The sequence below is a fragment of the Polynucleobacter sp. UB-Piko-W3 genome, assembly GCF_018881635.1.
Lineage (GTDB): Bacteria > Pseudomonadota > Gammaproteobacteria > Burkholderiales > Burkholderiaceae > Polynucleobacter.
Window position 1 is genome coordinate 256,501 of record NZ_JACVPY010000002.1, and the last position, 24,058, is coordinate 280,558.

The window sequence follows — 24,058 nt, forward strand, 5'->3', positions numbered from 1 at the left end:
CTCTTAGGCCGCTTTAGCATCCAAAGCAGCTTTTTCTTCCGCGGGGTAATTTAATTCAATCACCACACCATTAGGATCGTCTAAAAAGATCTGATGAAGCTCGATAGCGGGAACGGTGCGCTCACGGTAGGGGAGTTTTAATTCCTTTAATAGTGCGATCTTTTCTTCTAAGCCTGTAGCAAAGAAGGCAATGTGATCCACTGCGCCTGAGCCATATAGTGAGCTAGGATCACGCTCTCCTAAGTACTGCTTTAATCCGTTTGGATTGTTCTTATCAATGGCTATGAGATGCAGTACGGCATTGGCCCAGCTACTATCATCTCCGTTATAGAGCCATACGCCAGGGAAGGGAAAGTCGGGGCGCGGTCCCACGGTAAGGCCAAGTAGCTTACTGAAGAATTCCGTAGTCTTTTCAATTTCAAGACTGCGAATAGAGAAATGATTTAGGCTTAAATTAGTCATAGTTCCTTTGGAATTAAGCAAAGAGGGATTTAGCAGAAAGTAGATAGGAGCTGATGCGATCTCGAATGATGTCTTGTTCGGCATTCGGACTGCTGTCGTCATAGATGGCTTGACCATAGATCCAGCGTCGCATGCCAATGTAAAAGATACCACCATGAAGGCCCATTAAAAACTCTAATTCTCGATGACTTGGCTTTGGCCTAGTTGAGCGATCACAGTATTTGCGTGTTTCCCGTATCAGTCTTGGCAGCAGACGAGAGCGCAGAAGTTCAAAGAATCGATCACTAATAGAGTGATCACTTAAACCAGAGAAAATCAAAATACGCACAAACTCGTATGTGAGTACGGTGTTGGTGTAGTCAAGGTAAAACGCGTTTAACTTTTCTTCTGGCGAGAGATGTTTGTCATCTAGTAACTCCTCCCACTCTGGCTTCCACCTTGATTCAAATACTTCCTTATAGACCTCTTTGATTAAAGCCTCTTTAGTAGGGAAGTAGTGGTAGAGCAGGGTATGGGTCACGCCTAGCTCTTTTGTGAGATTTCTTAATTGACCATCTATGCCATGCCTTGCAAAGAACTGAATGGCGCCATCTAAGATCTGACGCTTGCGATCAGCGGTATTCATCCGGCGACGTATTGGTGCTATCTCTTCAGCCAAATTTTCAGCTTTTCTGATACCAAAGTTAGGATCTTCGTTAAAGCTCATGAGTTCTCAGGGTTTATCCGAATTTGGAGTTATTGACCAAAAGTTAAATAATGGTACATTGTTGAGCAGTTGGTAGATAAGACTCTATTCGTACAAACCCCAAGGAGACTAAATGGAATTAAATGGCGATCAACTGATAGCTGCTTCTGTCTCTGAGGTATGGAAGGGATTGAACGATGTTGACGTACTTGCCAAGTCTATTCCAGGTTGCGAGGAAATTAGTCGAGTTTCACCTGAAGAGGTTCATGCCAAGGTGATGTTCAAGATTGGCCCCGTCCGGGCGCGTTTTTCTGGGAAATTACTCTTGAGCGACATCATTCCTGATCAATCTTGTTCTATGGCATTCGAAGGCTCTGGTGGCGCTGCCGGTTTTGCTAAAGGGCGCTCCCGAGTTGAGCTGAAGGCGGCAGAAGGAGGCACTTTGGTTTCATATACAACTGAAGCTTCGATCGGTGGGAAGTTGGGACAAATTGGTGGACGCTTAATTAGTGCATCCGCGAAGAAGATTGCAGATGATTTTTTCCAGAAATTTGCAAAAGAATTAGGCGGTGAAGCAATTGCACTAGATGCTAGTTCCAGTAATGAATAAAACAGTAGTGACAAAATAAAAGTCATCAGACTTCAATAATTGGTGGTGGAGGAGACCTAATGAAATCAGCAGCATTTGATTATGTAAAGCCCAAGGCTCTGCAAGACGCTTTATCTTTGCTGGCTGAAGCGGGAGATGGCGCCCAATTAATTGCTGGCGGACAAACTCTGCTGGCTACTCTTAATTTGCGCCTATCAGAACCCAGTGTTTTGATTGATATTACCGATTTGACTGAGCTTAAAGGCATTACCTTAGTAGGTGATCAATTGAGAATCGGTGCATTAGTGACTCATACCGAAATTGAAGATTCTGAGTTAATTGCAAAGCATGCTCCTTTATTAAAGGCGGCTGCACCTCATATCGCACATCGTGCAATTCGTAATCTTGGTACATGGGGCGGCTCACTAGCTTATGGAGATCCAGCAGCGGAATGGCCAGCATGTAGCTTGGCATTGCGAGCGACCATGATTATTCAGGGGCCCGGTGGAGCGCGCCGAATTTCTGCCAATGATTTCTTTATTGATCTCTATACCACCTCATTAGAGCCCGATGAAATTCTCGTAGCTACCGAAATGCCGATCGCTACAAGCCAAGAGGTTTTTTATTTCCATGAACTGGCAAGACGTCACGGTGATTACGCTGTAGCAGGTTTGGCTGCAGTTGCACAAAAACAGGGTGATGTTTTGACGAAATGCGCATTTACCTTTTTCTCAGTGAGTTCGAAGCCTGTCATGGCAACCAAGGCTCAGGATTTGGTTAATGGAAAAAAGCTCAATGATGAGTTGATTGGAAAAGCGGTAGCAGCTACTCGCGAAGAGATCGAAGCTATCGCTGATATTACTAATAGCGCGGAAGCAAAAGAGCATCTAATGGGTGTCTTGCTTGAGCGTGGCTTAAAACACATGCTTGCCTAAATAAGTAAAGCTAAAAAATAGAAAAAGTATTTGGAGATCTAGATGAGTCTGAAGAAACAAATTTCAATGACAGTGAATGGCACTCTTGTGAATGCTGAGATTGAGCCGCGTAGGCATTTAGTTGATTTCTTGCGCGAGGATCTGCATTTGAAAGGCCCGCACCTAGGTTGCGAGCAGGGTGCTTGTGGTGCTTGTACCGTCAAGGTGAATGGTCAAATTATTAGAGGCTGCTTATTCCTTGCGGTGCAGGCCAATGGCGCCGTAGTAGAGACTGTTGAGGGATTAACTAAAAGCGGCGCTTTAGCGGATCTTCAGGAATCCTTTATGCGTCGTAATGCAATGCAATGTGGATTTTGTTCCTCAGGCATGTTGCTTGCTGCTGCAGAGTTAATTGAAAAGCAGCCAAAGGCTACACGGGAGCAGGTACGCGAATGGATATCTGGTAATTATTGTCGTTGTACTGGTTATCACTCTATCGTTGATGCGATTGTCGACGTATTAGAGGCCCGTTCAAAGGGTCAAAAAGTTAAACCTGTTGTTGCTCACGCTTAAGAGATTTAGGAAACCGCATTATGAATAAGCCAACTGATTTAAAAGGACTGGTTCTCGATCCTGTTACCAATGATCAGCGTTATATCGGTAATAGCGAGCCAAGACATGGCGCTCGTCGTTTGCTCGAAGGTCAGGGAACGTATATTGACGATATTTCTCTTCCGCGCATGGGCCACGTTGTCTTCTGGCGTTCGCCAGTAGCCCATATGAGGATTGGAAAAATTCATACTGAACATGCTAGCAAGATGCCTGGCGTTCTAGCCGTTGTGGATGGCGTACAAATGGCAAAGATTTGTAAACCATGGGTAGCTACCTTGGGTCACCTGGTTGGTATGAAATCTGCCCCCCAGCATGCACTAGCAATTGAGCGAGCTTGTTGGCAGGGTGAGCCGGTAGTGGCCGTAGTAGCAGAAACTCGGGCTCAAGCTGAAGATGCTTTACAACATGTTGAAGTGGAGTGGGAAGAGTTGCCTGCAGTAGTTTCAATGGAAACTGCACTGGATGCAGACACACCATTAATTCATCCTGAGTTGGGTGATAACTTGTGTTTCACCCGTAGCTTAGATGTAGGCAATGTAGATGAGGTATTTGCCACTGCAGATGTAGTTGCAGAAGCAACCTTTGGATTTGGGCGCCACACTGGCGTGACGCTTGAGCCTCGCTGTCAAATTGCTGATTACAATCCGGGCGATCGCCGTCTTACTGTCTATCACTCTCAGCAAGCGCCGCATATGATGCAAGATTTGTACTGCCGTCAATTTGGTTTATCGGAATCAGACGTGCATGTTATCTGCAAAGATGTAGGTGGTTCCTTTGGTATTAAGGTGCATGCATACCCTGATGACTTTGCCACTGTAGGCTTGGCAATGATGTTGGAGCGCCCAGTAAAGTTTGTTGCTGATCGCTTGGAATCATTTACCAGTGATATTCATGCGCGTGAGCATCGTATTAAAGGTCGAATTGCTGCCAATAAAGCAGGGGATATTTTGGCATTTGAGATTGATGACCTCACAGCTATCGGTCCTTACTCGATGTTTCCTAGGACTAGTGCCATTGAAGGAAACCAAGTTGTCAATTTAGTGGGTGGCCCCTATAAGCACCAAAACTATCGAGCCAAGTTAAATGTAGTTTTCCAAAATAAAACACCAACTTGTCAGTACCGTGGTGTAGGTCACCCCATTGCTTGCGCAGTGACCGAAGGCTTGGTCGATTTGGCTGCCCAGAAATTACAGATGGATCCATTAGAGTTCCGTAAACGCAACGTGATTCCAGATGATGCTTATCCTTGCTCGGGAATTTCTGGAATTAAGCTGGAAGTGCTGTCGCATGAGCAATGCTTGCGAACGATTGAAAAGATGATGGATTATTCAGCTCTGCGTAAGGAGCAGGCTGCGCTTCGTAAAAAAGGCATCTACCGAGGAATTGGTTTTGCAACCTTGATTGAATTAACCAATCCCAGCCCAGCCTTTTATGGGGTTGGTGGTGCGCGCATTGCCTCTCAAGATGGCGCATCAGTGCGTCTTGATCCAAGTGGGGTAGTTTCAGTATTAGTGGGTGTTGGCGAACAAGGCCAAGGTACTGAAGGTATCTATGCGCAGATTGCAGCCGATGCTGTTGGTGTTTCAATCAATCAGGTGCGCATTGTTACTGGTGATACTGACGTGACCCCATACGGTGGAGGTACTTGGGCCTCACGTGGCGCAGGGGTGGGTGGCGAAGCGGTTCTATTAGCCTGTCAAGCTCTGCAAGAAAATATTCTGAAATTAGCAGGTGCGATCTTGAACCGTCCTGTTACAGAGCTCACTGTTCACCGTAGCCATGTTTTAGATAGAGTTACTAGAGAGCAGTTATTGCCATTTAGCGAGATTGGTCGAGTTGGATACTTCAGAACGGATACTTTACCGCCAGGCTTTTCAGCCGATCTAATGGTCACACGTCATTACACACAAAAAGATTACCCGTTTATTTTTACTAACGGCGTCCAAGCTTCTTATGTAGAGATCGATCCAGAAACAGGTTTCGTTAAATTATTGAAGCACTGGGCTGTGGAGGATTGTGGACGCGTACTGAATCCGATGTTAGTAGATGAGCAAGTGCGCGGTGCAATTGTTCAAGGTATTGGTGGTGTTTTATTCGAAGAGTGTCTCTATGACGAAAGCGGCTTATTGCGTAACGGCAATATGGCCGATTACCTGGTGCCGATGGCAAATGAGATGCCTGATATCGAAGTGGCTCACGTTGAGACTCCAACCCAATCCTCTAAATTAGGGGCAAAGGGGGCTGGTGAGGCGGGCACTGCAGGAGCTCCAGGAGCTGTCCAAAACGCCATTAACGATGCTTTAGCACCATTTAATGCGGCTGTTTTTGACCAGCCTATTACCTGTGAAAAAATCTTACGCGCTCTCAAGAAAATCTAAGGGTTTGGTCAGTTCTGATTGCCTCATCCTGTAACATCCAGTTTTGGTCTTTGCCGCCAGTTTGCGCGGCGCGACTACCTGGTTAACTTCTTATGGTAAATAAATATGTCTTCTTTAAAAGGTAAAACAGCTTTAGTCACTGGCTCTACGAGTGGCATTGGCTTGGGAATGGCGCTTGCTTTAGCCAAGCAAGGCGTGAACATCATGGTGAATGGCTTTGGTGAGAAAGACGAAGCGATTGCAAAAATCAAAGCATGCGGTGTTGAGGTTGATTATCATGGCGCCGACATGAGTAAGCCTTCTGAAATTGAAGACCTCATTAAGCAAACTGAAAAACGTTTTGGCTCATTGGACATACTGGTTAATAACGCTGGTATTCAGTATGTGGCTAGCATTGAAGATTTTCCAGTAGACAAGTGGGATGCGATTATTGCTATCAATCTTAGTTCCGTATTTCACACCACACATCACGCATTACCAGGTATGAAAAAACGTAACTGGGGCCGCATTATTAATATCGCCTCAGCGCATGGCTTGGTAGCTTCTGCTCAAAAATCCGCCTATGTTGCATCTAAGCATGGCGTTGTTGGTTTGACTAAAGTGACTGCACTGGAGACTGCACGTACTGGCATTACCTGTAATGCGATTTGTCCTGGTTGGGTCTTGACACCTTTGGTGCAAAAGCAGGTTGATGCACGTGCTGAGCGCGAAGGTATTTCAAATGAGGCCGCCAAGATGGGATTAGTTTCCGAGAAACAGCCATCAGGAGAGTTTGTCACTCCAGAACAGTTAGCTGCTTTAGCTGTGTTCCTGTGCGGGCCAGATGCCTCAGAAGTTCGGGGCGTTGCTTGGAATATGGATGGTGGTTGGACTGCGCAATAAGTCAGCTCAAACCTTTTATCTTTTACAGCCGGGTTTTACTCGGCTGTAATTTTTCTCTCAGAAATAATTTTTCCCCAGGTCACTGATTGGCTTGCGATGTACTTTGCTAGATCTTCGCGGGTTCCAGGATTTGGAGTTAAGCCGTGGTCTGCTAACTGCGTGCTAATCGTTTTATCCTTAAGAACGGCCACTAGAGCTTTATTCCACCTCTCTAAAATGAGGTCGGGCGTTTTCCCTGGCGCTACAAATGCATACCAATTACTAGCATCAAATCCAGGATAGCCTGACTCTGCAATGGTTGGCACATTGGGAAGGGTGGGCGCGCGTTTTAAGCCGGTAGTGGCAATCGGAATTAACTTACCATTTTTGATATAGGGATCTGCGGTGGCAAGAGCAGAGTAGTAGGATGAAACTCGGCCACCAAGGAGATCAACCATTGCGGGGCTGCCACCCTTATAAGGGATATGTACCGTATCAATATCTGCACGTACGTTTAAGAGTTCACCTTGCAGGTGGGATGCAGAACCGCTACCAGTGGATGCAAAAGTAATCTTGCCAGGATTCTTCTTGGCCATAGCGATATATTCTTTGAAATTCTTGACGCCTAGCTCTGGAATAACCACCAAGACGTTTGGAAAGGTGACACCCATGGTCAGAGGAGCTAAATCTTTTTGAGGGTCATAGGGCAACTTCATGAGGTGTGGTGCAATCGATAGTGGCCCAATCGATCCAAATAAAATCACCGAGCCATCTGTTGGTGCAGTGGCAGTATAGGCGTGGGCAATGTTACCGCCTGCACCCGGTTTGTTGTCCACAATCACATTTTGACCAAGATCTTCACTGAGCTTTTTTGCGATCACTCGGGCAGCGCTATCAGCCGAACCCCCTGCCGCAAAGCCAACCACAATAGTGATGGTTTTCTTTGGTGGAAATTCTTGTGCATTTACAGTTGAGGTAAGACTCGTAACTACAATCACGAGAGCGGTCAGTGCTTTATGAATCATTTGAAATGGCATGATCGTGCTTCTTTTCTAGTTTATGGCTGGCATGGTGCTTCATGTAATCTGTCTACTTTGCCTGCCATTAAGAGCTGGCTTGGCAATGTGCGGCCAATTAAAGATTGCAGATCCTTAGAGCAATCTAATAGCGCATCAATCTGCATATTGGTATTAAAGCCCATGAGATCAAGCATATGCACAAGTTCTTCGGTGCAAATATTGCCTGTTGCCCCTGGAGCATAAGGGCAGCCGCCCAAGCCGCCTAGTGAAGAATCAAAGCGGACAATGCCACTATTGACTGCAGCAAGAGCATTAGCCAGCCCCATGCCACGAGTGTTATGGAAATGTAAGGTCCATTGCAGCTTAGGATATTTTGCTTGCACCGCTTCGCAGATAGATTGAACTTGCGCTGGATTGGCCATGCCTGTGGTGTCGCAGACCGTAATACCACGAACACCGCTAGCCGCAAAGCGATCAACCCAGTGCATTAATTCTGTTAAAGAAACGGTGCCAGACATGGGGCATCCAAAACTGGTCGACAAAGAAATGTTCACGGCAGTATTGTTAGAGTGCGCTAAGTCAATCACAGAAGACAATCCTTTAAAAGAATCTTCACGACTCATTTTGAGATTAGCCTGGTTGTGCGCTTCGCTTACTGACATAACGAGATTAAATTCATCAACCCCAACACTTAAAGCGCGCTCAGCACCCTTGAGATTTGGAATGAGGACGGTGTATTCAACGCCTGGTATACGGTCAATTCCTTGCATCACCGCTTCTGCATCGGCTAGCATGGGGATAGCTTTAGGGCTAGTAAAAGAAGTTACCTCAATCTTGGCATAACCAGCGCGACTTAAGCGATTGAGTAGGGCAATTTTTTGCTCGGTGGGCACAAATGCACTTTCCGCCTGAAATCCATCTCGAGTGACTACCTCTTGAATGTAGATCCGTTTCGGGTTTTGAGGGGCTAAGGTGCTTGTCATGTAGTTACGTGGATTTTGCGCTCCAAAACGAGCTAAGTATCTATTTTAAGTAAGAATTATATATTTTTGCAGGATCGAACAAAATTACGAGAATCGTTTATAGTTAGACCCATTATTAATCATAGGAGATCCTTTCATGGCATCAATTTTGACCTCATTGGGACGTACTGTTTTAACTGGATTTGTACTTCTCATTCTCATCATCTTCGCTTTGGGCGGTAACTTTAGCTCTGCTGAATTACCTTTCATATTCCGTTGGTTGCATGTGATGTTTGGTGTGATGTGGATTGGATTGCTCTGGTACTTCAATTTCGTACAAATTCCTTCAATGCCAAAAATCCCTGATGAGCAAAAGCCAGCTATTGGTAAAGTGATTGCTCCAACAGCATTGTTTTGGTTCCGCTGGGCAGCACTCTTTACTGTATTGACTGGTTTGATCGTAGCCATCCTAAATGGCTATGCACATCAGGCATTCACCTTACAAGCACCATTCCGTGCAATCGGTTTGGGTATGTGGATTGCTTTAGTAATGGCATTCAACGTATGGTTCATTATTTGGCCAAATCAAAAGCGCGCTCTAGGTATCGTTGCTGTTGAGCCAGATGTAAAAGCAAAGTCAGCACGCGTTGCAATGTTGACTTCCCGTATCAACACAGTACTTTCAGTACCAATGTTGTTCTTGATGAGTGCTCAGTCACACAATACGACTTGGTTTGTGGTCGTATCTTAATCAGCACTTTAGTATTAAAGAAAAGGCCCGCATCGCGGGCCTTTTTATTTCTTCAACATCAAGCGCTATCAACAAGACTTCACTGGAGTAGTGGTGGCAATTCCTTAGTTAAAGTTGCCCGCTGTGACGTTGCGGCTCCCATTAATGCAAATCCGAGTAGCTTGCCGTCAGGTGCTTCAAAGCGAGCTTCAATCCCGCCTTCAATCGTAGTTGTTTTCCATTGACCATCAGCGCCTTTGGCTGGCGGAGAAACCACGGTGGGTAGTGCCGGAGTTTTGACCATGACCGGCATTGCTGGGTAGCTGAGCGCTGTGACTTGTCCAAGTAGCGTAGGTGCTAGTGCTCGCGCAGCTTGCATGATGGGCATGACATAAGGGAGAACTAGACCATCCACCTCAGCACAATCACCAAGCGAGTAAATATTGCTAGAGCTGGTTTCTAAGTGGCGATTCACCTGAATACCCACGCCGGTTTTTATTCCCGCAGCGTTAGCTAAATCTAATCTGGGCTTTAAGCCAACAGCAGAGAGGGCGACATCACAAGAAATCGAATGGCCATTCGCAAGCTTCATTTCTAGGGTGTCACCATTGCGATTAACTGCTTGGACAGTGGTAGAGAAGTGCCAGCGGACACCAGATTCACTCAGTTTATCTTGGAGCGCTTTGGCTGCAGGTTCAGGCAATAAACGACCAAGTACCTGGGGGGCAAGATCAATCACATCAACCTCATAGCCGCCTAAGGCTAAATCATTAGCAAATTCGCAACCGATGAGACCGGCTCCAAGAATAGCCACCTTCTTTTTGCCAGCAATGAGCTTACGAAATTTTTCATAATCTTCCAGATCATTCACAGTGAGCACTTCACTTACGGCATTGCCTTCCAAAGGTATCTGTATTTGATCTGCGCCAAGGGCTAGAACTAGCTTTCCATAAGAGATTGGGCCTGCACTGGTTTGTAGTTTTTGTGCGGCAGTATCAATGGCACTGACGTCAGTCTGGGCGAGGATATCAATGCCCAGCTGCGATGCCATACCTTCGGATGCCGTGGTAATGAGTTGACTAGCTTCTTTCTTGCTGGCAAGAGCAGTAGAGAGCATCGGCTTAGAATAAAAATAGCCAGGCTCACGGGTGATCAAGGTAATCGGTGCAGCTTTATCTAATTTGCGAATTTCACGAATCAGAGTATATCCAGCCAAACCACTGCCAATGATGACAATGGTGGATGAACCTGGTGTGTTTTGAGTCAAAGCTAAACTCCTAATGAGAGCAAAAAGATCAATAAAGCTACAGCGGTGGAATTACTTAGCTTATACCTGAACCATTTCAAAGTCAGATTTCGCTACACCGCAATCTGGACATTCCCAGTTCTCTGGAACATCTGCCCACAAGGTTCCAGGTGCAATACCATCTTCTGGCAAACCTTTTGCCTCGTCATAAATGAAGCCGCATACGATACATTGCCAAGTGTTCATTTTTATCTCCGGAAATATCAGGTCCATATTTTAAATTTAATCCCACTTTTTTTCTTGGGACGTGTCATTTTGCAATATTCGGCAAAATTCACCAATTCTTGTTACAGTGGTCGATCTCAACATTCATCCATAAAAGGCTTCAGATGTCCGGTAAAGAAATCATGTTCACCCCAGTTAGTCTTGGCTCACTCCAATTAAAAAACCGCCTTGTCATGGCGCCATTGACTAGGATGCGTGCAGTCGCCGGTGATGTGCCAAATCCTTTGGCAAAAACTTATTACGCACAACGTGCAAGTGCTGGCCTGATCATCACTGAGGCAACCCAAATTTCTCCACTGGGTATGGGATATCCAGCAACGCCTGGTATTTATTCACCAGAACAAACTTCCGCTTGGAAAGAAATCGTAGAAGCTGTTCACGCAAAGGGTGGGTCTATTGTTGCGCAGTTATGGCACGTAGGCCGTATTTCCCATTCTTCCTTGCATCCAGAGCACGGTGTACCAGAAGCGCCTTCAGCAATTACACCCGCAGGTCAAACCTATGGTGCCGATTGGAAGCTACATAACTACGAGACTCCTAAAGCTATGAGTCTTGATAATATCGCGCGCTTATTAAAAGAGTTTGAAGCTGCAGCGCAAAATGCTAAAGCAGCTGGTTTTGATGGTATTGAAATTCACTCGGCTAACGGTTACTTGTTAGATCAGTTCTTGCAAGATAAGACTAATCAACGTAGCGATCAGTACGGTGGCTCTGTCGAAAATCGTTTACGCCTGTTGGGCGAGGTGATTGAGGCTGTTACGAAGGTGTTCCCAAGTGATCGTGTGGGTGTTCGTCTTTCTCCTTACGGTACCTTTAACGATATTAGCGACAGCGATCCGATTGCACTCTTTACGGCAGCCATCAACAAACTCAATAGCTATAAATTGGCTTATGTCCATATGATTGAGCCACGTGCAACTAGTGCTGGTGGTGGTGATCAGGTTAATGAAGAAGCGCCCGTAACATCAGAACTCTTCCGTGCAGCCTATCAAGGTAAGTTTATTACTGCAGGCGGCTATGATCAGGCGCTAGGTGAGAAGGTTTTAGAGGATGGTTTAGCCGATGCAGTAGCTTATGGCCGTATTTATATTGCTAACCCAGACTTAGCAGAACGCTTTATGCAGAATGCTCCGCTAAATCCATATAACCGCGCCACCTTTTATGGCGGCCAAGAGGTCGGCTATACGGATTACCCAACGCTCTAAAGCTAATTCAGTTGAGTCAATAAACCCCGATCTTAAAAGCGGGGTTTATTTTTTATCCTCAGGATCTTTCAGAAGATCGTAGTGATTAGCAACCAGAAGCAAAGCAATCGAGGCACAGCCCATGGCAAAGAATTGCCATTGATGGAGCATTGCTGTACCAATCACCGTCATCAATATCGTCCAACCAACAGCCATCTTTGCTTTTTTAGACAAAGGCTTCATTTTTTACTAACTCCTAAGCTTGCGCTTTCACTTTATTGAGCATGCGACGAAGTGTATCGTCCTTTACAACGTAATGTTGCCATAAAGCTGCTAATGCATGAGCGCCGATCAAAAAGTAAAGAGTATTTCCTAAAAACTCATGAATCTCTTCAACTAGTTTTTTCATCTCTGGATTCGGGGTAACTAGTTGAGGCCAAACCAGACCAAAGAAATTAATTTCCTTGCCGCCATACTGGAAATACAGAATGCCAAAGATAGGAGAGATTAGTAGTAGGGCATACATGAGCCAATGCATTGCCTGAGCTAAGGAAATGAATACAGGCCTTGGATTTGTGGGCTTAGGAACGCCATAGGTGAAGCGAAATACCAGGCGAAGAGCCATGGCTAGAAAAATGAGCTGTCCGAAGACGCCATGAATACTTTTACAGAGGTCACGTGCCTCGCTTCCCTTGGGAAATTGGCCTTTTAATTCAATGGTAATCAAGGCTGCAACGATCAGCAGAAATACAAACCAGTGAAGAAAGATGGATGCGGGGTGATAACGGGTTTTGGACATATCGAGCTGCTATTAATTAAAGATTCATTTTAAATGATAATGAATCTCATTAACAATAGCAACTATATGGGTAATTTCCCTAATTTGGCCTGACTTTGGCACTCAGTTCGTTGGGCAGACCCCTTTTATCCACTTGGGAGAGCCTGAGGGCCTCGGCTTCAAAGTCGAGTTGGCCAGGATGAAATTCATCATCATTTTGAAGGTCAATGACATAGGTCCATACAAGCTCACGGCCATGCTTCTTAAATACATCAACAACACGTTTCATATGTACCGCCTTTATGGTGATGCTAATTGCCGACTTGAGAAGAGCTTTGGATCTTCGTCTGTGTAATTTAAAAAGTTCCTGGGTACAAAATATCTTTAGTCACATTTTGAATATCGCGATGTCCAGTAAATGCCATGGTGATATCTAATTCGTTTTGAATGATTTCTAGACACTTGGTAACGCCTGCTTCACCCATAGCGCCTAGACCATATAGAAATGGTCTGCCAATCATTGTGCCACGCGCACCTAAGGCCCACGCTTTTAAAACATCTTGGCCAGAACGAATACCACCATCCATCCATACCTCAATATCTTTGCCAACCGCCGCTACGATTCCTGGTAGCGCTTCAATGCTAGAGATAGCGCCGTCTAATTGTCGGCCGCCATGGTTAGAAACAATTAAGGCATCAGCGCCAGTATTCACGGCTAGGCGAGCATCGTCCTCATCTAAGATTCCTTTGATAATGAGCTTTCCGCCCCAAAGTTTTTTAATCCACTCCACATCGTCCCAACTTAGCCCTGGATCAAATTGCTCGGCAGTCCAAGATGAGAGAGAGGACATATTGCCTACGCCAGTTGCGTGCCCAACAATATTGCGGAAAGTTCTGCGCGGCGTCATCGCCATACCAAGACACCAACGTGGCTTGCTCGCCATATTGATCATGTTGGCGATCGTCAGCTTCGGTGGCGCGCTCAGGCCATTCTTGAGGTCCTTATGGCGTTGCCCCAAAATCTGCAAATCTAATGTGAGCACAAGTGCAGAGCACTTAGCAGCTTTAGCGCGTTCAATGAGACGCTCGATAAAGCCACGGTCTTTCATGACATAGAGCTGAAACCAAAATGGCTTGCTAGTGTGCTCTGCTACATCTTCGATGGAGCAGATGCTCATAGTAGATAAACAAAAAGGCACGCCAAATTTTTCTGCCGCTTTTGCGGCCAGAATTTCACCATCAGCATGTTGCATCCCGGTTAGTCCAGTAGGAGCAAGTGCTACAGGCATTCTTACTTCTTGACCTACCATCGTTGTTTTCGTGGTTCGATTGGTCATATCAACCGCTACACGTTGACGTAGTTTTATTTTCTGAAATTCAGATTCATTAGCGCGGTAAGTAGATTCAGTCCAAGATCCTGAGTCGGCGTAGTCATAAAACATCTTGGGGGTGCGCTTTTTGTGGAGCACCCTTAAATCTTCGATATTGGTAATGATTGCCACAATGTATCCTTCTGTTGAATGCCTCTGATATGGGGCATTTATCTAATTAAGCTCTATCTTAGCAATACCTGGGATTTGTTTCTACAATGCTAGGGTAACCCTCTTAGGGTCCTTGAATGCCTCTCTATTTTTGATCTTTCTGAATGCCTCAGCTAAACCTTGCAACGACTATCTATTTATTGACTGCTACCGCCTTATGGGCTGGTAATGCGATTGCGGGTCGTGTTTTGGTTGCTAGTGGAGCTGTTTCACCAATCACCCTAAGCACAGTACGTTGGGGTTTAGCAGCATTGCTACTACTTCCCTTAGGTTGGCGAGTTTTTACTCCTAGTAGTGCTTTATGGCGTAACAAGAAGCGTTTTCTGCTCTTAGGTTTATTTGGGGTTGGTAGCTACAACGCTCTGCTATATCTCGCCTTAGAGACATCCACGGCCATCAATGTCACTTTAATTGGCGCAAGCATGCCTATTTGGATGCTATTCATTGGCGCTGTTTTTTACCAAACTAAACCTCGTTTATTGCAGGCAGTTGGGGCAGTTATTTCGCTCATCGGAGTTGCGATTGTATTGACGAGAGGTGATTTATCGACCCTGCTTTCAATGCAAATCGTGCTTGGTGACTTTTTTATTATGCTAGCTACCATCACATGGGCTTGGTATAGCTGGATGTTGACCAAGCCTGGCTCAAGCAATGAGCGCCAGTGGCCTTGGGCGCAATTTTTAATGGCGCAGATATTTGCAGGATTGTTGTGGTCAGGATTTTTTAATGGCTTTGAGATTGCCGCTGGACAAGCGTATTTGGATCTCAACTTCTGGACTGCTTCCTTAATTCTGTTTGTGGCCATTGGCCCTTCATTAATTTCTTACCGTTGCTGGGGCTTAGGTGTAAACGGGGCAGGACCTACAGTGGCCGCTTTCTTTGCGAATTTCATTCCATTATTTACGGCAATTCTTTCTGCTGCTATCTTGGGAGAACCTCCGCAGTTATTCCATGGTCTGGCATTCGCTTTGATCGTGACGGGCATTTGGGTTTCATCATCCCAAGGCCGCTCTAATAAGCCTTGAGCTATGTCTAGGTGAAAAATCTAAAAAAACAGTAAAGTATTTTCTTTTCTATCGAAGTCTGAGCCATGTTGGATGTATTAGTGATTGGTGGTGGTAATGCTGCTTTATGCGCTGCTTTGATGGCTCGGGAGGCTGGCACTAGCGTTTTGCTGCTAGAGGCTGCACCTAAAGAATGGCGCGGTGGAAACTCTTCTCATACTCGCAATATCCGTGCAATGCATGATGAGCCTCAAGACGTCATGCTTGAGGCCTACTCTGAAGAAGAGTATTGGCAAGATGTTTTGAAAGTCACTAGTGGGGTTACCGATGAATCATTAGCAAGATTGGTTATTCGCGCTTCCTCACAATGTCGAGATTGGATGCGTCATCATGGCGTGCGTTTTCAGGCGCCTTTATCAGGCACCTTGAATCTCTCTCGTACCAATGCTTTTTTTATGGGCGGTGGTAAAGCTTTGGTCAATGCCTACTATCGCAGCGCAGAAAAGTTGGGTATTCAAATTCGATATGAGGCTCCAGTCTCCTCAGTTGAAATCAAAGATGGAAAATTTATCGCTGCCTATGTTGGTGATGAACGCATTGAAGCAAAAACCTGCGTCTTAGCTGCGGGTGGTTTTGAGTCCAACCGTGAATGGCTCAAAGAGGCCTGGGGCATCAACCAATACGGCGAATCCCCAGCAGATAATTTCCTCATTCGCGGCACTAGATATAACAAGGGCGTTTTACTAAAGCAGCTAATTTCCTTAGGGGCTGATTCAGTAAGTGATCCAACCCAAGCGCATATGGTCGCTGTAGATGCGCGGGCGCCTTTATATGATGGCGGCATCTGTACTCGTATCGATGCAGTTTCATTTGGAATTGTGGTCAATAAAAATGCTCAGCGCTTCTCTGATGAAGGCGAAGACTTCTGGCCTAAGCGGTATGCGTTTTGGGGTCGCTTAGTGGCTCAACAATCTGGCCAAATTGCCTACTCTATTATTGATTCAAAAGTATTGGGCAAATTTATGCCGCCAGTATTTCCTAGTGAAAAAGCAGACACAGTAGATGGGCTAGCTGTTCAGTTAGGTTTAGATCCAAAGGCGCTACAAGAGACCATCAAGTCTTATAACACTGCTTGTAGAGTAGGTACTTTTGATCACACCATCTTGGATGATTGCCATACCGATGGGATAGAGCCAGCCAAAACACATTGGGCCTTACCAATCGACACGGGCCCCTTCTATGGTTATGCGGTTCGTCCGGGCGTTACATTTACTTACTTAGGTCTGAAGACTGATGAGACTGCGGCTGTTCACTTTGGTGGCCTAGCTAGCCCCAATTTATTTGTTGCCGGTGAAATGATGGCTGGCAATGTATTGGGCAAGGGATATGCTGCAGGTATTGGGATGACTATCGGCACTGTCTTTGGCCGCATAGCAGGAGCGCAAGCAGCTCAGGCTGCGCAAGCATCAAAAAATCAAACTCTGGAGACTGAGCATGCATGAGCTTAAGTCGCTGATTAAAGAGGCTGGAGATCTCGCGATGGGGTCGCCAGAGTCAGAAGCTAATCGTATGCTACAGATTTGCAATGCTTGTCGCTATTGCGAAGGATTTTGCGCAGTCTTTCCGGCAATGACCCGTCGGATTGAGTTCACACCTAGCGTAGTGAATTATTTGGCCAACTTGTGTCATAACTGCGGCGCCTGTCTACATGCCTGCCAATACGCGCCACCACATGAGTTCGGCGTCAATATTCCACGGGTGATGGCCCAGGTTCGCAAGGAGACCTACATCACTTATTCGTGGCCTAAGTCATTTGGCGCTTTATATAAAAGTAATGGCGTTAGTGTCTCAATAGCGGTATCGCTATCAATTACTTTTTTCTTATTGTTGAGTGCACTGTTAAATGACTCCCTGTTCTTGGGGCCACTTGAGGGTAATTTTTATGCGGTCTTCTCTCACAACACAATGGCAGTGATGTTTGGTGTAGTGTTCAGTTTTTCATTATTGGCCATTGCGATTGGTATTGTTGATTTTTGGAAAAGTATTTCTGCTGGAGTAATCTCTACTAGTGCTGCGGTAGAGGCAACTCATGATGCTTTGACTCTGAAATATCTTGGAGGAGGGCATGGTGAAGGGTGCAACAACGAAGACGATGCTTTTTCTCTTTGGAGAAAACGTTTTCACCATTTCACTTTCTATGGATTCATGCTGTGCTTTGCCGCTACGAGCGTTGCAACAATCTATCATTACTTTTTCGGTTGGTATGCGCCTTACGCCCTGAGCAGCCTACCCGTCATTTTGGGAACGCTTGGCGGCATTGGTCTGCTCATTGGTCCTGCAGGTTTGCTGTATTTAAATTTGCAAAGAAACTCTGCGCACGGAGATGCTAGTCAAAAACCGATGGATAGGGCGTTTATCGTGCTCCTATTTTTGATTAGCGCTTCAGGTCTGCTCTTACTAGCCTACCGAGATTCTGCCGCTATGGCTGCTCTGCTGGCAGTACATTTGGGTTTTGTCATGGGCTTCTTCTTGACTATGCCTTATGGCAAATTTGCCCATGGCATGTATAGAGTGGCTGCCTTATTGAAAAATTCCATTGAAAAGCGCCAGAAGGGCCATACAAAGTTTGGTGCTGATTAATTAGCCCCCTGATTTTCTGCATTTCTAGCCTTAGATCAGCCAAAATAGGCAAAATTGACCAAAAAAGTAAGGTTGCAGTGCAGTAAGCTGCTAAATCGGTATCATTTAGGTCTACCCACAGAAATCCCTAGGAAACTGCTATGCCAGGTTTACTCCCCAATGTTGATCCAGACGGTTTATTGGAGTTCTCGGTTGTCTATACCGACCGCTCCCTAAATCACATGTCTGAAGAGTTCAAGCGCGTCATGGTTGATATTTCCAGCGTTTTGAAGGATGCCTACAATGCCAGCTCTGCAGTTATCGTTCCCGGTAGCGGTACTTTCGGCATGGAAGCGGTGGCACGTCAATTTGCCAATAATCAAAAATGTTTAGTATTGCGTAACGGTTGGTTTAGTTATCGTTGGACACAAATTTTTGATCTAGCTCATATTACTAACGACATTACTGTTATCAAAGGCCGTCAGTTAGAGTCGTCTACTCAGGGTGTATTTGCACCAGCACCAATTGAAGAAGTAGTGGCCTTCATTAAAAAAGAAAAGCCAGCAGTCGTTTTTGCGCCGCATGTTGAAACCTCAGCCGGAATCATCCTTCCAGATGACTACCTCAAGGCAGTTGGTGAAGCTGCGCGCTCTGTGAATGGTTTGTTTGTACTGGATTGCATCGCTTCAGGCGCAATGTGGGTAGATATGAAAGCCTGCAATGTAGATGTAGTGATCACTGCCCCACAAAAAGGCTGGAGTAGCTCCCCATGTTGCGCATTGATCGCGCTGAGCGAGAGGGCGCGCGAGAAAATTGATGCAACTCAAAGCACTAGCTTCTCGATGGATCTGAAGAAATGGTTGCAGATCATGGAAGCTTATGAAAAAGGTGGTCACGTGTATCACACGACGATGCCTACAGATGCGCTCAAGATCTTACGGAATGTGATGAAAGAAACGCAATCACTAGGTTTTGCATCACTCAAAGCAAAACAGGTAGAGTTGGGCACTAAGGTTCGCGAATTATTAGTGTCTAAAGGTTATCCCCCTGTTTCTGCTAAAGGTTTCCAAGCTCCTGGCGTAGTAGTGAGTTACACCAAAGATCCGGATATTCAATCTGGTAAGAAGTTCATTGCGCTCGGCTTACAAACTGCTGCAGGTGTTCCCTTGCAGTGCGATGAAAGACCAGACTTCCGTACATTCCGGATTGGTTTATTCGGTTTAGAGAAATTGGCTCATGTTGATCGCACTCTTGGTCAACTGGCTACAGCCCTTGAAAAAATTACTGAAGCAGAAGCTTTGCCTGCGTAATTTTTGCCCTTGAGATAATAAAGGCCATCTGATGATGGCCTTTTTCTTTTGATAGATTCCACTCCTTCACAAAAATGATGCTTTCATGGCAACTTTATGAGTATGATCAAATGATCTACAAACCGTCTTGGAGAATTTGATGATTTCTCGTATTACTCGTCTTAGCTTAGCCACCCTGATTTCTGTAGCCATTGGCATTTCTCCAATTTCAGTGATGGCTGCTGATCCTGCTCCAGCAGTAGCTCCAACTGAGAAAGCGACTGACCAGAAAGCAAAGAAAGCAGCAAAGAAGGAAAAGAAAGCTGAGAAAAAATCTAAAAAGAAATCTAAGAAGAAAGCTAAGCCTGCTACAGACGCAGCTACTTAGTAATACTTTTCCCCCTAATTAAGGGACTCCGTTTTATCAAAGTCACCCTGCTCACTCGAGTTCGGTGATTTTTTTCTTGCATCATCGTTGCGAACTAATAACCACATTGCAGCCATTACTAGGCTCATCCCACTGATTTGAATCCAGGTAATAGGTTCAGACAAAATAAAATAGCCCAAAAAGATGGTGGATACAGGCCCCAAGATTCCGGCTTGTGCTACCAGCGGTGAGCCAATTCGGTTAATAGCAATCATGATGAGCAACATTGGGATGACGGTGCATAAGCCTGCATTTACGAGGCTTAACCAATAAATTGCTGGTACTTGTTCGAAGATGGCGCTTGGGTTGTAAAAGGATGACTGTATTAAGCTAAAGACTGCGGAAGCAGTGCTTGCATAGACTACTAGTCTTACGCTGCCAATGCGCTGAACCATTTCGCCTGAACCAATCATGTAGATTGCATAAGAGCAGGCGCTGCCAAATACCAGAACCATTCCGAGCCATGCACTAATTCCGGTAGAGCTGGCATCCTGAATAAAAACAATGAATACACCCAGGTAACCTAATGCTAATGCGTACCACTGCAAACGAGAGATGACTTTGTGTAAAACAAAGTATGAGATCAAGAGCACGATGGTGGGCGTGAGATAGAGCACAATGCGCTCAAGTCCAACGGAGATATATTGCAATCCTAGAAAATCTAGATAGCTCGATAAAAAATAACCCAAGAAGCCCAAGAAAAATAACTTAAACCGATCAGGCCAGGTGAGTGGGTTCATGGGCTTTCTGCGAGATTCCCACCAATAGATTGCCCAGAACATCGGAAGCGCCATGAGCATGCGTAAAGCCAATAGCGTTTCTGCGTTAACGCTATAGCCGAATGCAAGTTTGATGAGGATGGCCTTGCCAGAAAAGAGCATCGAGCCAACGCCGGCCATCAAGATGCCATAGAGATAGCGACTTTGATGTTGTACTGTGTTGGCTGATTGCATAGGGCTTTATAACAGTTTATTGAGCAAGCTTCTCATCTCTAGGATGATTTCTGAGGGGGTTAACCCAATCGGCCCAATACCTTTCCCAACTAGACTATCAGCTGCTGTTGCATGTAACTGCACGGCAATGCTGGTAGATTTCCATAAATTAAGTTGGTGGCGAACGCCCTGAGCTGCAACTGCGGCAATACTTCCTGTGAGAACATCTCCCATGCCTCCAGTAGCCATGCCGGGATTACCTTCTTGACACTGAAGGGCGGCATTCTTGGGGGATCCGATCAAAGTATGCTGACCCTTTAGGACAACAATGGATTGTGTCAGAGTCATTAATTTTTCTAGAGCGCTCAAGCGATTCGCTTGAACATCTTCTGTACTGATGCCCAGTAATTTTGCTGCTTCCCCAGGGTGTGGTGTGATAACGGTCTGTTCAGGAGATTCTTGATTCCGTTTTTGCAATGCCCCCAAATGATCCATAGATGCTGCAATGAGATTGAGTGCATCTGCATCAATGATCAAAGGGATATTTGGATAATGCAAGACTTCCATTAGCCATGCAGAGGCAAGATCAGATTTTCCTAGTCCTGGGCCAATAGCAATGACATCGGGCTGAGTTTTCAGGAGCGCACTTTCAACCTCTGAGTCTGCTAAATGAATCATGAGTTCAGGAGAATCTTGATAGGCATGCGCAGAGGCAGGATCAAACATCTCTAACATCGTCCAGCCAGCACCCAGATGAAGGCAGGCATTACCAGCAAGTAATAGAGCGCCTGCCATACTAGGTGCACCACCAACTAATAGAACTTTTCCTGCGCTGCCTTTATGTTCGGCAGCGCTACGCTTTAAGAGCTTAATCAGTTCAAGGGCGTTCAGTTTGGATGGTGATGAAGTCATATGAATAGTATCGCTCTGATTGAGGACGCTTGAGTTAATTGTAAGAGAGAGTATGCTCAAAATATGAAGATTCAATTTCTTGGTGCCGCTGGTGAAGTCACTGGATCACGCCACTCAGTCGAGATCATGTTAGCCGGCCGGCAGAGACACTTTATGGTTGATTATGGGATGTTTCAGGGTGGACGAGAGGCTACTCATAAGAATTTAGAGCCCATGCCGTACCCTCCTAAAGATCTCGATTTTGTAGTGTTGACGCACGCACATATAGATCACAGCGGTCTATTGCCCCGTTTATGTGCTCAGGGCTTTACTGGCACCATCTATTGCACTACTGCTACTTTTGAATTGTTGAAAATTCTTCTGCCAGATAGCGCATATCTACAGCGTGCTGATGTTGATAGGGCGGAGCGAAAACAAAAAGTAGGGAAGTGGCGAGGAGAAATGCCTGTTGCTCTTTATTCTAGGGAAGAAGTTGAGCTCACTCTGGCCCAATTTGAAGTCTTGGAGTATGGGCAGATGGTAGAGCCAGCTCCTGGTATTCAATTGGAGTTCCGCAATGCTGGGCATATCTTGGGATCGGCAATCGCTGTGATTGATATCACTGAAGATCATAGTGATAAGAAGCGCTGTGTTTTTTCTGGTGATATTGGGATGAAAGGCAAAGTACTCATGCCCGATCCCGATTTAATTGCCAGTGCTGATGTAGTGGTCGTTGAGTCAACTTATGGTGATCGCCAGCATCGTAGCTTAAAAGATACCGAAGATGAGCTAGTTGAGGTGATTTCATCAACGATGACAGCGCATGGCAATATTGTGATGCCTGCTTTTGCAGTCGGTCGAACACAAGAAATCTTGTTCTTATTGATTGATTTGGTAAAAAGAGGGCGCTTGCCGCATCTCAGTATTTGGGTAGACTCCCCAATGGCAACTGCTGCCACCCATTTAACCCAACATTTCTTTTCGCAATTGGATAGCCAGTCTCGGACAACGTTCGATTGGTACAAAGCCAATCCGGGAGCTGTCGATTTACGATTTATTGCTGATGTTGAGGAGTCTAGAGCCCTCAATAAAATCAAAGGAGGCGCCATTATTGTCTCAGCAAGCGGTATGTGCGATGCTGGGCGGGTTGTTCATCACTTGGTAAGCAATCTACCACGAGAGCAAAATGCCATCATCATCACGGGCTTTCAGGCGTATGGAAGTTTGGGCAGGCGCCTTGTAGATAAGGTAGAAAAGCTACGCTTATTTGGTGAAGAGGTCTTAGTGAAGGCCTCTATTCACACCATCGGAGGTTTATCTGCCCACGCCGATCAAGCTGGTTTGTTAGATTGGCTCAAGGGCTTTAAGACGTCACCCAAAACAGTCTTTGTAGTTCATGGTGAACCCGAATCATCTTCAGTATTTGCGGAAAGTATTCGGGATGAGTTAGGCTGGAAAAACGTCATTATTCCTGAGCGCTTGCATACCTATTCATGTTGAGCTGAGAGCCCGCTTTAGTCCGCCACTTTCGCACCCTGAATATGATGGCGCTGTAGGGAGTTAGCTATAAATCCTGATTGTTTCAGTTGTGTAATCACTTCACTTAAGTACAGAGTTGTTTTTTCAAAATCAGGCCTTGCTTTAGCAACCCCCATAGCTTGGTTAATGACCATGAATCGTCCTGGCAGCATGCGTAAGCCTTCATAGCGCTTAGCGTCACTTTCTAGCTGCTGTTTTACACCAGATGCAACATTGCCCTTACCAAGCATAAAGTCATCAACTACTGATTGTGAGTTAGCAGCCCTTAGTAGGGTGGCATGCTTAATTTCTCGTGTGAGGAAGAGGTCGTAGGCACTGCCTTTGCCAACAACAATTTCGGTGCCAGCAACATCCACTTCCTCATTGCGCTTTAAAGCAGAAGAAGATTTCACCATATAGGCGCCTTCAATTTGAATATATGCGGGGGTATAGCTGACATCAGCACCGCGCACGGGGTCGATAGCAACAAACACCAAATCAAGATCGCCATTTTTAATGCCATCGACAGTCGCACCCGCGCTTTTATATGGAATGAGTTGTACGGGCAGATTGATGCGTTGACCAATTTCATTGGCAATATCAATCGTGACGCCACTCAGGTTCTTAGTGGCAGAATCTTCACTTGCTAGAACTGGATTTCCTAGGTTAATTCCAACGCGCAAGGTGCCATTTGGAGCAAATGATTTGAGTATCGCAGGATCAATCGGTTTCATAGCTTGGGATGGCTGGCCAAACGTCAGTTGTGAAATACAAAAAAGAGTGAGGCCAAGTAAGAATTTCATATTCAATCAGGGATAAAAAAACCGCGGCGCACCGCGGTTTCATTTGGCGATAGAAGCTTACTTCTTAGCGTCTGCTGCAGGAGCCGCTGCTGGAGCTTCTGGCGCTGCCGCAGGAGCTGCTTTCTTAGCTTCTTCCATATGGGCTGCTTCTGCACCATGCTTTTCGCCGCCCATATCAATGTCGCCGTCACCTTTAATGAGTAAATAGGCTGTGGCACCAATTAATACTAGTACCATGATGATGAGAGAACGGTTGCTCATTGCATTTCCTTCAGTTTGGTTGAAATTAGGACAATATTAACCCTTGTTGGAATTGGGGTAAATCCCCA

The 24,058-nt window shown here is 45.6% G+C and carries 27 protein-coding genes; 13 read left to right on the forward strand and 14 right to left on the reverse strand.

Features of this window, described 5'->3' with window-relative positions; translation table 11 throughout:
• Positions 1-3: 3 nt before the first annotated feature.
• Entirely contained in the window at positions 4-462 is a 459-nt protein-coding gene (locus ICN31_RS01570; protein WP_216257944.1) for a glyoxalase, read from the reverse strand.
• 13 nt (positions 463-475) lie between these two features.
• Positions 476-1,168 carry a TetR/AcrR family transcriptional regulator gene (locus ICN31_RS01575; RefSeq protein ID WP_216861382.1) on the reverse strand — a complete coding sequence of 231 codons (693 nt, stop codon included), beginning with the start codon at positions 1,166-1,168 and terminating at the stop codon, positions 476-478.
• Between the two features lie 112 nt (positions 1,169-1,280).
• Here ICN31_RS01575 and ICN31_RS01580 point away from each other — a divergent pair, with 112 nt between their 5' ends.
• The 5 genes from ICN31_RS01580 to ICN31_RS01600 all read left to right on the forward strand — a co-directional run bounded on the left by ICN31_RS01580 (position 1,281) and on the right by ICN31_RS01600 (position 6,522).
• Complete coding sequence (locus ICN31_RS01580; RefSeq protein ID WP_216257946.1) at positions 1,281-1,757, forward strand: CoxG family protein; 477 nt, start codon at positions 1,281-1,283, stop codon at positions 1,755-1,757.
• A gap of 59 nt (positions 1,758-1,816) precedes the next feature.
• The gene (locus tag ICN31_RS01585; protein ID WP_216257947.1) at positions 1,817-2,671 is read left to right on the forward strand and encodes a xanthine dehydrogenase family protein subunit M; all 855 of its coding nucleotides are present in this window, start codon (positions 1,817-1,819) and stop codon (positions 2,669-2,671) included.
• 42 nt (positions 2,672-2,713) lie between these two features.
• Positions 2,714-3,223 (forward strand): (2Fe-2S)-binding protein, encoded by a 510-nt coding sequence (locus ICN31_RS01590; RefSeq protein ID WP_216257949.1) that lies wholly within the window; start codon positions 2,714-2,716, stop codon positions 3,221-3,223.
• 20 nt (positions 3,224-3,243) lie between these two features.
• Positions 3,244-5,640, forward strand: coding sequence for a xanthine dehydrogenase family protein molybdopterin-binding subunit (locus ICN31_RS01595; RefSeq protein ID WP_216257951.1), 2,397 nt, complete (start codon positions 3,244-3,246; stop codon positions 5,638-5,640).
• A gap of 105 nt (positions 5,641-5,745) precedes the next feature.
• The gene (locus ICN31_RS01600; protein WP_216257953.1) at positions 5,746-6,522 is read left to right on the forward strand and encodes a 3-hydroxybutyrate dehydrogenase; all 777 of its coding nucleotides are present in this window, start codon (positions 5,746-5,748) and stop codon (positions 6,520-6,522) included.
• Between the two features lie 35 nt (positions 6,523-6,557).
• On the opposite strand, the gene ICN31_RS01605 is transcribed toward ICN31_RS01600, so the two are convergent.
• Together ICN31_RS01605 and ICN31_RS01610 are read right to left on the reverse strand one after the other, a co-directional pair.
• A complete protein-coding gene (locus ICN31_RS01605; protein WP_370624253.1) occupies positions 6,558-7,538 on the reverse strand; it encodes a Bug family tripartite tricarboxylate transporter substrate binding protein in 981 nt (326 codons plus the stop codon).
• 20 nt (positions 7,539-7,558) lie between these two features.
• Entirely contained in the window at positions 7,559-8,503 is a 945-nt protein-coding gene (locus ICN31_RS01610; RefSeq protein ID WP_216257955.1) for a hydroxymethylglutaryl-CoA lyase, read from the reverse strand.
• Between the two features lie 136 nt (positions 8,504-8,639).
• Here ICN31_RS01610 and ICN31_RS01615 point away from each other — a divergent pair, with 136 nt between their 5' ends.
• Entirely contained in the window at positions 8,640-9,233 is a 594-nt protein-coding gene (locus ICN31_RS01615) for a urate hydroxylase PuuD (RefSeq protein ID WP_088524631.1), read from the forward strand.
• 79 nt (positions 9,234-9,312) lie between these two features.
• Here ICN31_RS01615 and ICN31_RS01620 read toward each other — a convergent pair whose 3' ends face one another.
• Positions 9,313-10,479, reverse strand: coding sequence for an NAD(P)/FAD-dependent oxidoreductase (locus ICN31_RS01620; protein ID WP_216257956.1), 1,167 nt, complete (start codon positions 10,477-10,479; stop codon positions 9,313-9,315).
• 60 nt (positions 10,480-10,539) lie between these two features.
• A complete protein-coding gene (locus tag ICN31_RS01625; protein WP_216257958.1) occupies positions 10,540-10,704 on the reverse strand; it encodes a rubredoxin in 165 nt (54 codons plus the stop codon).
• A gap of 161 nt (positions 10,705-10,865) precedes the next feature.
• Here ICN31_RS01625 and ICN31_RS01630 point away from each other — a divergent pair, with 161 nt between their 5' ends.
• A complete protein-coding gene (locus ICN31_RS01630; protein ID WP_255530864.1) occupies positions 10,866-11,948 on the forward strand; it encodes an alkene reductase in 1,083 nt (360 codons plus the stop codon).
• A gap of 45 nt (positions 11,949-11,993) precedes the next feature.
• On the opposite strand, the gene ICN31_RS01635 is transcribed toward ICN31_RS01630, so the two are convergent.
• The 4 genes from ICN31_RS01635 to ICN31_RS01650 all read right to left on the reverse strand — a co-directional run bounded on the left by ICN31_RS01635 (position 11,994) and on the right by ICN31_RS01650 (position 14,207).
• Positions 11,994-12,170 carry a hypothetical protein gene (locus tag ICN31_RS01635; protein WP_161484699.1) on the reverse strand — a complete coding sequence of 59 codons (177 nt, stop codon included), beginning with the start codon at positions 12,168-12,170 and terminating at the stop codon, positions 11,994-11,996.
• Between the two features lie 13 nt (positions 12,171-12,183).
• Positions 12,184-12,726: a cytochrome b gene (locus tag ICN31_RS01640; protein ID WP_216257961.1), complete on the reverse strand. Its 543-nt coding sequence runs from the start codon at positions 12,724-12,726 to the stop codon at positions 12,184-12,186.
• A 79-nt stretch (positions 12,727-12,805) separates the two neighbouring features.
• A complete protein-coding gene (locus tag ICN31_RS01645) occupies positions 12,806-12,994 on the reverse strand; it encodes a hypothetical protein (protein WP_216257963.1) in 189 nt (62 codons plus the stop codon).
• Between the two features lie 67 nt (positions 12,995-13,061).
• Entirely contained in the window at positions 13,062-14,207 is a 1,146-nt protein-coding gene (locus tag ICN31_RS01650) for an L-lactate dehydrogenase (protein WP_216257965.1), read from the reverse strand.
• Between the two features lie 143 nt (positions 14,208-14,350).
• On the opposite strand from ICN31_RS01650, the gene ICN31_RS01655 reads away from it, so the two are divergent.
• From ICN31_RS01655 to ICN31_RS01675, 5 genes are all read left to right on the forward strand, one after another.
• Positions 14,351-15,271 (forward strand): DMT family transporter, encoded by a 921-nt coding sequence (locus tag ICN31_RS01655; RefSeq protein ID WP_216257967.1) that lies wholly within the window; start codon positions 14,351-14,353, stop codon positions 15,269-15,271.
• A gap of 65 nt (positions 15,272-15,336) precedes the next feature.
• Positions 15,337-16,752, forward strand: coding sequence for an FAD-dependent tricarballylate dehydrogenase TcuA (tcuA, locus tag ICN31_RS01660; RefSeq protein WP_216257968.1), 1,416 nt, complete (start codon positions 15,337-15,339; stop codon positions 16,750-16,752).
• Positions 16,745-17,890, forward strand: coding sequence for a tricarballylate utilization 4Fe-4S protein TcuB (gene tcuB / locus ICN31_RS01665; RefSeq protein ID WP_216257970.1), 1,146 nt, complete (start codon positions 16,745-16,747; stop codon positions 17,888-17,890). Before tcuA ends, tcuB begins: the two co-directional genes overlap by 8 nt.
• 140 nt (positions 17,891-18,030) lie before the next feature.
• Positions 18,031-19,179 carry an aminotransferase class V-fold PLP-dependent enzyme gene (locus tag ICN31_RS01670; RefSeq protein ID WP_216257972.1) on the forward strand — a complete coding sequence of 383 codons (1,149 nt, stop codon included), beginning with the start codon at positions 18,031-18,033 and terminating at the stop codon, positions 19,177-19,179.
• A 139-nt stretch (positions 19,180-19,318) separates the two neighbouring features.
• The gene (locus ICN31_RS01675) at positions 19,319-19,546 is read left to right on the forward strand and encodes a protein tyrosine phosphatase (RefSeq protein WP_216257974.1); all 228 of its coding nucleotides are present in this window, start codon (positions 19,319-19,321) and stop codon (positions 19,544-19,546) included.
• A gap of 14 nt (positions 19,547-19,560) precedes the next feature.
• Here the strand turns inward: ICN31_RS01675 and ICN31_RS01680 are convergent, their stop codons facing one another.
• Together ICN31_RS01680 and ICN31_RS01685 are read right to left on the reverse strand one after the other, a co-directional pair.
• On the reverse strand, positions 19,561-20,538 hold the full coding sequence (locus ICN31_RS01680; protein WP_216257977.1) for a DMT family transporter: 978 nt from the start codon (positions 20,536-20,538) through the stop codon (positions 19,561-19,563).
• A 6-nt stretch (positions 20,539-20,544) separates the two neighbouring features.
• Positions 20,545-21,429, reverse strand: a complete 885-nt coding sequence (locus ICN31_RS01685) for an NAD(P)H-hydrate dehydratase (RefSeq protein WP_216257978.1) — start codon at positions 21,427-21,429, stop codon at positions 20,545-20,547.
• Between the two features lie 63 nt (positions 21,430-21,492).
• On the opposite strand from ICN31_RS01685, the gene ICN31_RS01690 reads away from it, so the two are divergent.
• On the forward strand, positions 21,493-22,908 hold the full coding sequence (locus ICN31_RS01690) for an MBL fold metallo-hydrolase RNA specificity domain-containing protein (protein WP_216257980.1): 1,416 nt from the start codon (positions 21,493-21,495) through the stop codon (positions 22,906-22,908).
• A gap of 14 nt (positions 22,909-22,922) precedes the next feature.
• Here the strand turns inward: ICN31_RS01690 and ICN31_RS01695 are convergent, their stop codons facing one another.
• Both ICN31_RS01695 and ICN31_RS01700 read right to left on the reverse strand, forming a co-directional pair.
• Positions 22,923-23,729 (reverse strand): ABC transporter substrate-binding protein, encoded by an 807-nt coding sequence (locus ICN31_RS01695; protein WP_255530865.1) that lies wholly within the window; start codon positions 23,727-23,729, stop codon positions 22,923-22,925.
• Between the two features lie 57 nt (positions 23,730-23,786).
• Positions 23,787-23,990, reverse strand: coding sequence for a hypothetical protein (locus ICN31_RS01700; protein ID WP_216257982.1), 204 nt, complete (start codon positions 23,988-23,990; stop codon positions 23,787-23,789).
• Positions 23,991-24,058: the final 68 nt, after the last annotated feature.

Coding starts and splice junctions, on each gene's coding strand:
- tcuB (WP_216257970.1), top strand. CDS start 16,745: ATGCATGAGCTTAAGTCGCTGATTAAAGAGGCTGGAGATCTCGCGATG.
- ICN31_RS01600 (WP_216257953.1), top strand. CDS start 5,746: ATGTCTTCTTTAAAAGGTAAAACAGCTTTAGTCACTGGCTCTACGAGT.
- ICN31_RS01700 (WP_216257982.1), bottom strand. CDS start 23,990: ATGAGCAACCGTTCTCTCATCATCATGGTACTAGTATTAATTGGTGCC.
- ICN31_RS01655 (WP_216257967.1), top strand. CDS start 14,351: ATGCCTCAGCTAAACCTTGCAACGACTATCTATTTATTGACTGCTACC.
- ICN31_RS01630 (WP_255530864.1), top strand. CDS start 10,866: ATGTTCACCCCAGTTAGTCTTGGCTCACTCCAATTAAAAAACCGCCTT.
- ICN31_RS01610 (WP_216257955.1), bottom strand. CDS start 8,503: ATGACAAGCACCTTAGCCCCTCAAAACCCGAAACGGATCTACATTCAA.
- ICN31_RS01585 (WP_216257947.1), top strand. CDS start 1,817: ATGAAATCAGCAGCATTTGATTATGTAAAGCCCAAGGCTCTGCAAGAC.
- ICN31_RS01690 (WP_216257980.1), top strand. CDS start 21,493: ATGAAGATTCAATTTCTTGGTGCCGCTGGTGAAGTCACTGGATCACGC.
- ICN31_RS01635 (WP_161484699.1), bottom strand. CDS start 12,170: ATGAAGCCTTTGTCTAAAAAAGCAAAGATGGCTGTTGGTTGGACGATA.
- ICN31_RS01605 (WP_370624253.1), bottom strand. CDS start 7,538: ATGCCATTTCAAATGATTCATAAAGCACTGACCGCTCTCGTGATTGTA.
- ICN31_RS01590 (WP_216257949.1), top strand. CDS start 2,714: ATGAGTCTGAAGAAACAAATTTCAATGACAGTGAATGGCACTCTTGTG.
- ICN31_RS01625 (WP_216257958.1), bottom strand. CDS start 10,704: ATGAACACTTGGCAATGTATCGTATGCGGCTTCATTTATGACGAGGCA.
- ICN31_RS01685 (WP_216257978.1), bottom strand. CDS start 21,429: ATGACTTCATCACCATCCAAACTGAACGCCCTTGAACTGATTAAGCTC.
- ICN31_RS01570 (WP_216257944.1), bottom strand. CDS start 462: ATGACTAATTTAAGCCTAAATCATTTCTCTATTCGCAGTCTTGAAATT.
- ICN31_RS01645 (WP_216257963.1), bottom strand. CDS start 12,994: ATGAAACGTGTTGTTGATGTATTTAAGAAGCATGGCCGTGAGCTTGTA.
- ICN31_RS01580 (WP_216257946.1), top strand. CDS start 1,281: ATGGAATTAAATGGCGATCAACTGATAGCTGCTTCTGTCTCTGAGGTA.
- ICN31_RS01675 (WP_216257974.1), top strand. CDS start 19,319: ATGATTTCTCGTATTACTCGTCTTAGCTTAGCCACCCTGATTTCTGTA.
- ICN31_RS01595 (WP_216257951.1), top strand. CDS start 3,244: ATGAATAAGCCAACTGATTTAAAAGGACTGGTTCTCGATCCTGTTACC.
- ICN31_RS01640 (WP_216257961.1), bottom strand. CDS start 12,726: ATGTCCAAAACCCGTTATCACCCCGCATCCATCTTTCTTCACTGGTTT.
- ICN31_RS01615 (WP_088524631.1), top strand. CDS start 8,640: ATGGCATCAATTTTGACCTCATTGGGACGTACTGTTTTAACTGGATTT.
- ICN31_RS01670 (WP_216257972.1), top strand. CDS start 18,031: ATGCCAGGTTTACTCCCCAATGTTGATCCAGACGGTTTATTGGAGTTC.
- tcuA (WP_216257968.1), top strand. CDS start 15,337: ATGTTGGATGTATTAGTGATTGGTGGTGGTAATGCTGCTTTATGCGCT.
- ICN31_RS01575 (WP_216861382.1), bottom strand. CDS start 1,168: ATGAGCTTTAACGAAGATCCTAACTTTGGTATCAGAAAAGCTGAAAAT.
- ICN31_RS01680 (WP_216257977.1), bottom strand. CDS start 20,538: ATGCAATCAGCCAACACAGTACAACATCAAAGTCGCTATCTCTATGGC.
- ICN31_RS01695 (WP_255530865.1), bottom strand. CDS start 23,729: ATGAAATTCTTACTTGGCCTCACTCTTTTTTGTATTTCACAACTGACG.